Annotated in this window: 11 protein-coding genes; 5 read left to right on the top strand and 6 right to left on the bottom strand. The window is 41.4% G+C overall.

Features of this window, described 5'->3' with window-relative positions; translation table 11 throughout:
• Nucleotides 1-338: 338 nt before the first annotated feature.
• The gene (locus CDC33_RS11610) at nt 339-920 is read right to left on the bottom strand and encodes an NADPH-dependent FMN reductase (RefSeq protein WP_109008613.1); all 582 of its coding nucleotides are present in this window, start codon (nt 918-920) and stop codon (nt 339-341) included.
• The gene (locus CDC33_RS11605) at nt 917-1,126 is read right to left on the bottom strand and encodes a hypothetical protein (RefSeq protein WP_109008612.1); all 210 of its coding nucleotides are present in this window, start codon (nt 1,124-1,126) and stop codon (nt 917-919) included. The genes CDC33_RS11610 and CDC33_RS11605 overlap by 4 nt, the downstream gene beginning before the upstream one ends.
• A gap of 86 nt (nt 1,127-1,212) precedes the next feature.
• Here CDC33_RS11605 and CDC33_RS11600 point away from each other — a divergent pair, with 86 nt between their 5' ends.
• From CDC33_RS11600 to CDC33_RS11580, 4 genes are all read left to right on the top strand, one after another.
• On the top strand, nt 1,213-2,001 hold the full coding sequence (locus tag CDC33_RS11600) for a TspO-related membrane protein (RefSeq protein WP_109008611.1): 789 nt from the start codon (nt 1,213-1,215) through the stop codon (nt 1,999-2,001).
• Nucleotides 2,002-2,235: 234 nt separating this feature from the next.
• Nucleotides 2,236-2,391 (top strand): 3-alpha domain-containing protein, encoded by a 156-nt coding sequence (locus CDC33_RS11595; RefSeq protein ID WP_244919201.1) that lies wholly within the window; start codon nt 2,236-2,238, stop codon nt 2,389-2,391.
• Between the two features lie 174 nt (nt 2,392-2,565).
• Nucleotides 2,566-3,462 carry an alpha/beta fold hydrolase gene (locus CDC33_RS11590; protein ID WP_181373974.1) on the top strand — a complete coding sequence of 299 codons (897 nt, stop codon included), beginning with the start codon at nt 2,566-2,568 and terminating at the stop codon, nt 3,460-3,462.
• Nucleotides 3,463-4,955: 1,493 nt separating this feature from the next.
• The gene (locus tag CDC33_RS11580) at nt 4,956-5,369 is read left to right on the top strand and encodes a hypothetical protein (RefSeq protein WP_109008609.1); all 414 of its coding nucleotides are present in this window, start codon (nt 4,956-4,958) and stop codon (nt 5,367-5,369) included.
• Between the two features lie 152 nt (nt 5,370-5,521).
• Here CDC33_RS11580 and CDC33_RS39805 read toward each other — a convergent pair whose 3' ends face one another.
• Nucleotides 5,522-5,659 carry a hypothetical protein gene (locus CDC33_RS39805; protein WP_219930012.1) on the bottom strand — a complete coding sequence of 46 codons (138 nt, stop codon included), beginning with the start codon at nt 5,657-5,659 and terminating at the stop codon, nt 5,522-5,524.
• Between the two features lie 557 nt (nt 5,660-6,216).
• On the opposite strand from CDC33_RS39805, the gene rpaB reads away from it, so the two are divergent.
• Nucleotides 6,217-6,990, top strand: coding sequence for a response regulator transcription factor RpaB (gene rpaB / locus CDC33_RS11570; protein ID WP_109008608.1), 774 nt, complete (start codon nt 6,217-6,219; stop codon nt 6,988-6,990).
• Nucleotides 6,991-7,056: 66 nt separating this feature from the next.
• Here rpaB and CDC33_RS38605 read toward each other — a convergent pair whose 3' ends face one another.
• The 3 genes from CDC33_RS38605 to CDC33_RS11560 all read right to left on the bottom strand — a co-directional run bounded on the left by CDC33_RS38605 (nt 7,057) and on the right by CDC33_RS11560 (nt 10,558).
• The gene (locus tag CDC33_RS38605) at nt 7,057-7,215 is read right to left on the bottom strand and encodes a hypothetical protein (RefSeq protein ID WP_181373973.1); all 159 of its coding nucleotides are present in this window, start codon (nt 7,213-7,215) and stop codon (nt 7,057-7,059) included.
• An 83-nt stretch (nt 7,216-7,298) separates the two neighbouring features.
• A complete protein-coding gene (locus CDC33_RS11565; RefSeq protein ID WP_109008607.1) occupies nt 7,299-7,646 on the bottom strand; it encodes a cupin domain-containing protein in 348 nt (115 codons plus the stop codon).
• Nucleotides 7,643-10,558, bottom strand: a complete 2,916-nt coding sequence (locus tag CDC33_RS11560; protein ID WP_109008606.1) for a glycerol-3-phosphate acyltransferase — start codon at nt 10,556-10,558, stop codon at nt 7,643-7,645. The genes CDC33_RS11565 and CDC33_RS11560 overlap by 4 nt, the downstream gene beginning before the upstream one ends.
• Nucleotides 10,559-11,232: the final 674 nt, after the last annotated feature.

Here is an 11,232-nt window from a genome sequence, read left to right as displayed (position 1 = left end):
CACCCGAATTCAATAAACGACCACCCGAATTCAATATATTTATTGCATAAATTCTCAAAACCTCACCCCAAACCTGATTTACTAAGGTTTTAGCTTTAGTTTTACCCCACCCTAACCATCACTGCGATTAAGTAGGTAATCTTTGGGATTTAAGAAAAAATTCGACTTGTGTGTACACGGTAGCCTAAAAGGAGAGAGGAATGGAAGTGAGATCAAAGTTTATTACATACAAAAGCGATCGCTTAAATAATTCTTACTAGGGAACTCCAAAAAATAAATTATCCAATTTCTGGACTTCACCACCACTTTCCCTGCCCCCTGTCTCCAATCTGACTTGATTAGAACGGGTTTCCTTTTTCTTTTCTTTGTCGAAGCAAAGCTTCTTCGTACCACTCTAATTCATCCAAAAATTGACCAACTCTCTTCGTCAAAGCCGCCTCCCGTGAAGCACCTGCTTCAGAAAGAGACTCCCCAATTTTAGAAATGGCAAAAATACTTGAAATAGTAGGCATTCCCATCTCTGACAGAAAAGCGCGTAATTGTATAGCTGCCCGCACTCCTCCAAAGCTACTAACTGAGTAGGAAACAATACCAGCCGGACGGAAAAAGTATTCTTCTAGATAGTGAGCCATCAGGTTGCTCAACCCTGGCTGAATGGAATGGTTATACTCTCCCGCAACAACTACAAAACCGTCTGCTGTTCGGATATGCTCTGCTAGCTCTTCCATCTTTGCAGGAGCCTGACCTTTGCCATACTCCTTATACATCCGGTCTAAGATGCCAAAGTCATACTCCTTTGCATCTGCAAAAATCACCTCATGGTTTCTTTGATTAAGCTGATCAATCATGAATCTGGCAGCTTTAATGCCCTGGCGATCGCTCCTGTAGGAACCATAGAAGACTACTGTTTTGAAGCTCATGATGAATAATTTTTAACAACTAGGTTAAATAGTTCAAAGTCTTGCCACAAGTTGAATTTAGCATCTGCTGGCTGTAATATGCGTAGCTTGCCTTGTGTACTATCTAATTTTCTTAGAGGAAATATCAGGCTGTGGCTGGGGTTATCCGGTGCAATGCCTTGAAAGGAATTTAAGGTAAGTAGAGAGCGATCGCTCTGGCTTCTCATTGACTTGCTCGATATGCCTGTGGTTTATACGCGTCGCTCTTTTTCAGATGTAAGCTAAAAGCACAAAAGATATGAATTAACATCCTATGCAGCAGTCCACAAGAGGCAATTACCGGGATTTTTGGCGGCAGCTTGTTACTTTGGCTGCAATTTTCGGTGCTTTCATTATCAACGTAGTATCGAATATTTTTCCACTTAATGGACTCAGCATAGGGGAAATTTCCAATACTTTGTTTAAAAATGTCCTGATTATCCCTGCCAATTACGCCTTTGCTATCTGGGGGCTGATTTACCTTGGGTTGTTTGCTTTTGGGGTATACCAAGCTCTACCTGACCAACGAGATCAGCCTGATTTACGTAAAACAGGTTATCTATTGGTTATTGCTTGTGTTGCTCAAAGTATCTGGGTGTATCTGTTTTTGTCTCGGCTTTTTGCTCTTTCTGTAATTGCAATGCTCTTGATTCTGTTGCCCCTGATTGGTGTTTATTTGCGATTAGAAATTGGCAAATCGCGTGTACCTCGGCTAAAAAAATGGTGTATTCACTTTCCAATCAGCACTTATCTAGGCTGGATTAGCGTAGCGACTATTGTCAACGTAGCGTGTGCCTTGTCTTTTCATGGGTGGAACGGTTGGGGGATTTCTGCTGTAATCTGGACTCTTGTCATGGCATTTATAGCAACAGCAGTTGCAGGAGTTATAGTTATCCAGCGTCGAGACATCGCTTATACAGGAGTAATACTTTGGGCATTAGTGGCGATCGCACTCAAACACTCGAATAACTCAATACTCAGAAATACCGTGTTAGTTTTGGCAATTGTCCTAGTTTTGACCGCTACGATTAACAGCTTACGCCCCCAACAAGAACATATTTAAGGGACAAGCAAGGGGAGGCAAAGTCGTGGTGAAGTCCAAAAATTGGATAATTTAACTGTGAGATAGCTACGTGAGAGATGCTTGAATATAAAAATCAAACAAAAAACTAATTATACCCATGTCGGAAATTGAAAACTTAGGAGTGAGTGTAGAAGAGTATTTGGATGGATTGGCAGCAGGCATTGACATTTTGGAATTGAAGGTGAAATTGGTGCAGGGGATGAGATTGAACTGGTGAGTCGGGATGAAAACAATGTCACAGTTGCCGATATTGTGCAAATCTACGTGCGTGAAGCCGATGAAAATTTAGTGCGCCGCGCTGTTCAGGTTCCAGCTTTGGCAGATAGCTTGCGAACTTACTTCCAACAGCAACTCGAACCAGAGCATTAGAGTTGTTTTCTTGTTTTTTTATCTTTAACTTGTGCGATCGCTCCAAGTGTAAACAAACTAACAATAATAAATACTCAACACGACTTTTAGATTAGCTATTTTTTTCCTACAGTAATTCTTATAATATTTCTGGTTCCGTTTCAGTTACAAATTTGATTAAAGCTTTGAACACCAGTGTTTTCTAATTTTCTACCATCACAAGTTAATCAACTAACAGACCCAAAAGCGATCGCTTTTCTCCAAAGTATTGAGAGAATTGCCCTTGCAACCACCTTAAGCCAACATCCAATCTTGACAACCTACATTCACAAAGGTAGTAAAGGCACACCAATTCTGCTGCTACACGGCTTCGATAGTTCCATCCTAGAGTTCCGTCTTCTGTTGCCATTACTTGCTACTCAAAATGAAACATGGGCTGTAGATTTGTTAGGTTTTGGTTTCACACAAAGGCAAAAAGAAATAAATTATAGTCCAATTACAATCCAAATTCATCTTTACGATTTTTGGAAAACTTTAATCAACAGACCGATAATACTAGTAGGTGCATCAATGGGGGGTGCAACTGCAATTGATTTTACTCTCACTTACCCTCAAGTTGTAAAATCACTAGTATTGATTAATAGTTTAGGTTACACTTGCGCTCCCGTCTTTAGCAAATACTTGTTTCCTCCTTTTGACTTTTTGGCTGTAGAATATCTACGTCAACGCCACATCTTGGCATTAAATTTATGTAGTAACTTACCTAATTTAGATACCAAGCTACTTTTGGCTATTCAGTGTGCCATGTTACATCAGGAAATGCCTGGTTGGCATGATGCCATGATTTCTTATGTCAAAACCGGGGGTTATTGCAACTTGGCAAATAGAATTGCCCAAGTTGACAAACCAACACTGATTTTATGGGGAGAAGCTGATGATATGCTCCCACCTGAAGATGCAAAAAAATTTCAGCAATCCATTGCAAAATCTCAATTAATAAAGCTTAAGAATTGCGGCCATGCGCCCCAAATTGAACAACCCCAAATTACATCTCAACATATTTTGCAATTTCTGAATAATTGTAATTTATAATTGATTTAAGGATAACTTTGAAGGTATTAGTTAAAATTTCCATTTGTCAAAGCCAGTAGCTTCTCTAACACAAAAGCTTCCAAACCAAATCTTCGCGCCAGATTTCCCACTAATATGCCAGTCACACAGAATTCAATTCTGTTAGCGGATAGCTAAGGTTTAGCCCATTCTGGCTCCTGACTCCTGAATTCTGTTTTAATAATGTTACGGTTTTTTATGCTGTGTTTGAACAAAGAAAATGGTTAAAAACCATTTAGAACTTAGAACCAAAAGTTACTTCAAGCTTGGTTCACAACTTGCTGGGTTAGATAATACGCAATTGTGTTCTTTGTTTGACAATAATGAGCCAGGTACATCAAGTTCAAGTTCAGGGCGAAATCATACCATCATTCTTGGAAAATTCAAAATTTTTGTCAAACGTATTCCTATTACGGATTTTGCTTGATACTTATTTTCACTAAATTCCTGGAAAAATAGAAATGAGTTACTACGATTTTAATGAACATTTTTGGTCGCCTAAAACAATCCTTACTAAATCATTACCGCCAAAGCTTCATCAAAAGCCTATTCCTAAAATTCTGATATCTACTTTATCTCTAATATGTATTGCTATATGGATAAACTTATTATTTGAAGTGATTATAAGAAAATAAAATCAAAAGCTAGATGGAATTTTTATGAATACTAGTAATTGCTTTATGTTTAAAAGCGATAAAAAAATTCAAATTCATTGCTCTATCTTCAAGTGATAAATGAAATAGGTTCAAATACAGGTCGTTCAATAGGCAATCGATGTTCTTGCAGCAGGTTCAATGGTTTGGGTGATGTCTACGCCCCGTTTGAGAGCGATGTCTACGACGGGCTGCGCCTACGCTACTTCCTCCATCCCCAGATTTGCCTTCTTAGCACCCTATTACTAGCAACCATATCCTGTGTCCCGCCAAAGAAGAAGCTCAAAGTCGCGGATGCTCTCTATGATGCGGTACTACTTGTGCTTGCTTTGCGGTTACTTCTAAACTCTGTAATGACAACTTCAAAATTATTCGTTTTTTGCGTAAAACACAAAACTTGAGGTGAATAGTATTATATAACGGTATTTACTATAGACATCTCCAGAAATTAATTATGCGTTACCTGAAACCCTTGTAGAGACGTTGCAATGCAACGTCTCTACAATCATTTTCACCAGATGTCTATTTATTAGCTATAAATATTTTAGCGTAGGCGCAGCCCGCCGCAGACATCGCTCTTTGAGGAAAAACTTTTTGGTTCACTGTTTTTTAGTTAATGTGTCAGTTTAATTATTGTCTACTCAGTAAATACAACAAGCTTTGGGCTAAAATTACGTTTTAGTGTGTGCAATTATCCAAATATCCTTATTTTAGATAATATTACTATGGTGTAAATATTGTCTAAAATCAGAAATACAAGGAGTAGCGATCGCACTGAAATTTGGTTATTTACCAATCGTAAGGTTTTTAGAGGGTACTACCATGCAAAACATGCTAAAACGCGCATTCCTACCTGGTCTGATGGCTGCTACTTTAGCTGGTAATAGTTTAATCCCGGTTCAACCTGCTTCTGCTGATGACCGAGTTCTTAATAATGCAGCCATTGGAGCCGGGGCAGGTGTATTAAGTGGGGTTTTAACAAATTGTGGTTCGGTATTAGACAATGCTTTTAAAGGTGCTGCTGCTGGTGCTGCTGTTAATGCTGCCAATGGTGCAAGACGCACCAGAGCTAGAAGAAGAAACGGACGTTTACCTGTTCAAGATATCGGTGTAGGTGCTGGTGCTGGTGTATTGGCAGGTGCAATTTCTGGTGGTTGTAGAACTACCTGGAAAAATGGTGTCAATGGTGCTGCTGCTGGTGCTGCGGTTAATTTATTAGATAGAAGAAGAAGATAATCTGTCATTGATAACTTGTAATAAGTAAGCAAAATGTGATCCAATGGATCACATTTTTGCTTTAAGTTCTCAAATATCACTGCTGCATCCATTAATAGATAGGGTTGTCGGCGGCTGTAACCAAAGCGTTCGCGGCAATATTCCTCGAAGGTTTAATGCGTAGAGCGGTACAGTTGGCGATCGCCTACGGTGGGGCGTAGCCCATCGCAGAGTTCCATCAAAGCCTTCCCCGCTTCAAAAAACGCCCTCTCCACCTTGCGTTCCAAATGCAAGTCCCTAAGCGTAGCCATGCCGTCAGGCTTATCGCTTTGCTTTGCTCGGTTAATTCTCGAACTTCAACAGCAGTAATGGTAATTTTGCTGTCGCTAAGTTTTCCTCTTAAGGAAGATTATTTGATGGTGTACCGTCAGTGGATAATGTACTTGCCCATCATTTATTGCGGACGCATTTAAGCGTTCAAATCTTCAAGGGGCGAAAATTAAGTTAACTCAGATTGGTATAGTCATATTATTGAGGCGCAATGTAACAAACCTTTATTGGTTTATCGTAATTTAACGCCAATTTTTTATTGATCGCGCGTAAAACCCCATCCCCTTGTGGGTGGGGATGCAAGCGCGGTTAATTATTCCCGTTTTAAGTGTGTTTCTAGCGATAACTAACAGGGAAAATATATAGGCGAAATATTGCTTAACATTTCGTGATTAAAAGCTGTTGGCGAAGTTTCCGCAGTGGTGTCTCGCTTGTGTGGATGGAGCGCTGTTGATTGGAATGAGTAGCGATCGCTTCTTGATCATGACAGTACGTTAATACTGTTTTGCGCTTTTGGCTCCTAATAAGCAGATAATAAATGGTTGAAGGTTCTCGCCGTGGAGGAACAGCGTTGAGAAACTTATCAGGTGAGAAAGGAAAAATCCTTGTAGTAGATGACGAAGCTAGTATCCGCCGGATTTTACAAACGCGGCTCTTAATGATTGGCTACGATGTAGTCCAGGCAAGCGATGGCGAAGAGGCTCTATTAGTTTTTCGTCGAGAAACTCCTGACTTAATAGTTTTGGATGTGATGATGCCAAAGCTTGATGGGTACGGTGTTTGCCAAGAATTGCGGAAAGAGTCAAATGTACCAATAATCATGCTCACAGCTTTAGGAGATGTAGCAGATCGGGTCACTGGGCTGGAGCTAGGTGCTGATGACTATATGGCGAAACCTTTCTCACCCAAGGAACTAGAAGCTAGAATTGCCTGCATACTAAAACGGCGCTCTCACAAAACTAATGTCAACGTTATTCCTAACTCTGGGATAATCCATGTGAGCAATCTCAAAATTGATACAAGTAAGCGGCAAGTCCATAAAAATGAGCAGCATATTCGGTTGACAGGTGTGGAGTTTAGCTTATTAGAGTTGTTAGTGAATCATTCAGGAAAGATTTTTTCACGGTTAGAAATATTACAGCAATTGTGGGGTTTTGTACCAGAGATGAATACAGACACCCGTGTGGTAGATGTGCATATTTCACGATTGCGGACAAAGATAGAATCCGATCCGAATAACCCAGAATTCATTATCACAGCAAGAGGTAGTGGTTATTTTTTCCCACGAATTATTGAATCAGAGCAGGAATAAAGCTCCCATTCGCTCTCGGTTTTACACAAGTCAAGTTGCTTTGTTCCAATTCAAAAAGGTCATCAATTATCTCATTGCCTGTAAGCGGCCCAGTTGTTCACTAGTAGTTTCTGTAAAATCAGTTCCTTCGACTCCAAAGGCGTTCTTTTGCAATGTCCAGGGAAAAGGTGAAGGGGGAAGGGGAAAAAATTCTGTATTGTCCCCTTCCCCTTCCCCTAAAACCATTACCCTTTTCCCCAAGAGTGCAAAAAGCACTTTTGCAAGAGGTCTATTGTTATGCCCTCACTGTTATGTTGTATTAAAAATAATTACGCTGATTTTTCCACTCGCAAACCAAAGTAGGTCAAAACAAGCTCAGTTGAGCCACTGTTGACAACTTCATGTATTTCTCCCGGTTCTATAGCTACGCAGTTCCCTGGAAGCAGGGGGTATTCTGTACCATCAATGTGAATTACTCCTGAACCCGCTTCTACAAAGAATACTTCGCACATATCTTGATGCGCGTGTGCTGGTGCAGTTTGTCCGGGAGCAAAACGTGCTTGAGAAAAGTTAGTTAGGTGAGGCAAATCGCCGAAGCGTAGCATCACCTTTTTCTTGATTTCGGCATTGTGAGAAACAGATTCTTCTGGCAAGTTTTTCAGAGAAGTGGTAATCATTCTGGTCTTAAATCGTTAGATAATTCCACAATACCCCTAGAACCATCAATCCTTACCCGTTGACCATCTTGCAGTAGCCATGTAGCACCTCGAACATCCATGACTGCGGGAATTCCATACTCACGAGCAACGATCGCACCATGAGAAAGCCGTCCACCAGCTTCGGCAATTAATCCTCCAGCCCTTAATAACAATGGGGCCCAGCCGGAATCTGTGTAAGGTACTACCAGAATCGTATCTCGATCAATTTCTGGCACATCTTGTAAGTTTCGCAACACCTTTACCCTGCCTTCAGCTTGTCCCTGACTGGCTCCAATCCCTTGTAAAATTTGATCGGAGTAGAGTGCAGAGGGAGCTAAGGGGTGAGGGGGTGTATTACCGTAAACTAAAAGGGGTATTTGAATAATCTCGCTATCTTGGACAAATTGCGATCGCCTCGATTCCACTAACTCATCTAACTCCTCAATTAACCTAGAATCATTACCCGCAATTAAACGCCGCACTTCATCAAACTCTAGAAAAAAGATATCTCCTGTTTTCTTAAGTAAGCCGGACTTTAACCAAATCTTCTCTAAAGCTACAAAACTCCAACGCAATTCAGCCAAAAGCCGTGAATAAACTTCGGTAACTCGTCCCTTGATATCTACACGCCGTTGCACAAATCCACGTTTGCGCTTACCAGCAAAAATGCTATTAATTGCGTCTTTAGCGCCTGATTGCGGTTCATTACCCTGCATTAACTGCACAAACATCTGCTTAATTATCTGGGGATTTTCCCGCCAAGTAGGAACGGAAATATCTGTTCCCACTTCACTCAAATAGCCGTAATCCTGAAGTAATTCGTCAAATTCTCGCAGGATCTTTTCTCCCTCTGGGGTTTGCTTTAATTGTTCAAATACGTGCTGTGGTTCAAACTCAAGCAATACTTGTTTGGCATCTGTTGCTAAGGCACTGAGCGATCGCAATGCCGCTATCTCTGGAGTAACGCTATTATCAATTTGCCCATCCTTCACCCGAAAAATCGCTTGCCGCACGGCAGCACTTAAGGGAGCTAAAATACTGTAATATGTCCCATGACGTAGCAACTCTAGAATAAAGTCAATTCTTATTAGCAGTTTGGCTGGTTCCAAGTTATCTATATCTTCTTGTGCCAACTGCGACAAACCAGGAATGAAGCGTTTGTGATAATCTTCCTTGAAGTCTTTTTCTAAACTTAATTCCCGCCTCAGCAACTTTCCTAGTCCTGGTAAATTCTCCCAAGTTGACTGCAAGGATGGTTTACTTAATTTAGCTCCTCTGGTTAAAAATTCCAAACTTTCCGGCGGCAATCCCATGCGGATAAAAATATCTCCTAAGAGGGATGCATTAAAGTAGGCTCTAGAATAATGGAGAGTTGCTGTTTCCGTGAAATCTAACCCTAAAGCGCGATCGCCCAAAACTAGAGTAAAAAAGTCTCCCCAAACTCCACAAGTTAAGGGACGATTAATCGACCATGTTAAGGGGTGAATTACTCCGGGAATCACTTCGGCGGCGATTTTGCGTGTCCAGATTGGTAGTAGAGTGGTGATCGGTCGAGATTGCAACACCCAGAGTGTTTGACCGTCGTAACTCCATTCGATATCTTGAGGAGTGCCATGATAACGTTTTTCGAGTCGATAAGCTAAGTATGCAACTTGCTTAATTAATGCTTGGGGGACTCTTCCTTCACCCTCTAATTGCACAGAAGAAGAATTTTCTGTTTCAATCACAAAAGCGCGATATTGTTCTGGTGTGACTTTTCCCGAAACGACTTGCGTCGGACTACCTGAAAGGGCTTCAATGATGATTGCATCACCTTGCTGGGTAATGGGATCGCGGCTGAAAGCTACACCAGAATATACACTTTGGACTTGTTGTTGAATCAACACAGCCATTGCTGTATCATTTAGGCCGCGATCGCGCCGATATTGCACAGCAGACGGATGATTGTAGGAAGCTTGAACTTGAGCGATCGCTGATTGTAATGCCTCTGGACTGGTAACATTCAAAACTGTTTCATACTGTCCAGCCGCAGAAGCGTGAAATGAATCTTCTCCAATGGCAGAAGAACGCACCACCAGGGGAGATAACTCTGATGGCTGGAGAAATTCTGTCAACATTTGGGGATCGTCGATTGGGGCCAGTACCCATCCTTTCGGGACTGGATAACCCCAGCGCTTAATTTGAGATAATGTAGCCGCCTTTTCTCCAACAATGGCAGCATCCAACTCTTCATCTAAAGAAACCATCGCGCGTTGGCGTAGCCCGTCGTAGACATCGCCGCGTAAAAATTCCAACATCGCAAGAGATTCAGTTTGTGCCTCTTGGGCTGGCAGATTCATATCATCAGGAATTTTAGTATAAATCCAGCCCATTAAACCAGCTAAAGCGACAGCAGCAAGTATTCTGGGATAATCGCCAAGGTGCAGAATCATCACAAACAGAGGAAAGAGAAGTAAAACCCCAAATTTTACTACCTTTCTCGATTGCAGAATTGTAAAGCTAATACCTGCAAAGAAGGATACAAATATTGCCACCAGTGGATCGTGTACAAAAAATCCCCAGACAACATTTGTTGTACCAGCCCCTCTGCCTATCCAGTATCTACCTATTACCAAAGCGATTAGGGCGATTAATTCCCAAAACGATCCTTCTGGGAAGAAAACACGGGTGAGTAAGACTGCTGCAACTCCTTTCAAAGCTTCTGACAAGACTGCCAGAATTCCTACAAACCTACCGCCATGATAAAAGGCAGCTGATACACTAATGTTTTTTGTACCAACTTCTGATAATTTTTTGCCCGTAAGCGCGTAAGTGATCCATGCAATCAGGGGTAATCCGCCCAAGAGGGGGCAGGCAATTAAAATAACTAAGACACCCCAAGGTTCAAACATTCTGGATTTTGGACTTTAGATTTAAATTTTCCATCTAAAACCTTAAATCTAAAATCTAAAGTTTTTCTAAAATTTTTGATGATAAGATGATGATTAGAGGTTTTTTTTATTAGTTGCTGAATGGACACTTGGCTACGACGGCAACCGTTTAAGACAAGTGTCCTTCTAAGCTACTAATGGTTTTAGTTTAGCGCATAGGCTGCTTGCAGCGCCCAGATTATGAGAGCAGCGATCGATCCCAGAAGTAACACGGTAGAGATAGTGACTACTTTTGGGGAATCTGCACCCTCAAATTTCATAATTCCGCGATTTAAGTCGGACATAGCTTTGTAATCCTCTTTTGTTGGAGCATGAAACATTTGTCCGTTTTGATTGTAGTCCTTCTCTTTGCGGATGATGTTAAATTCCTTATATTATTTTGTTTCAGCTTGGCAATTTTTCCATCGCCATAATTGCTTACTTCTTTAGAGGTATTTAGTCTTGTTTATACAAATGTGGGGATTGGGGACTAGGGACTGGGGAGTGGCGAGGCGAGTGGGGGATGAGGGAGCAGGGGGAGCAGGGGAGGTAGGGGGGACAAGGGGACAAGGTGACAAGGTGATTTGAGTGAGAAAACTTGCAACGAGTCTTTCCCCTTGTCCCCAATTCTCCTTGTCCCCAAGTCCTATTCCCTA

This window comes from Nostoc commune NIES-4072, from assembly GCF_003113895.1.
Taxonomy (GTDB): domain Bacteria; phylum Cyanobacteriota; class Cyanobacteriia; order Cyanobacteriales; family Nostocaceae; genus Nostoc; species Nostoc commune.
This window is presented reverse-complemented; position numbering and strand designations above follow the sequence as displayed.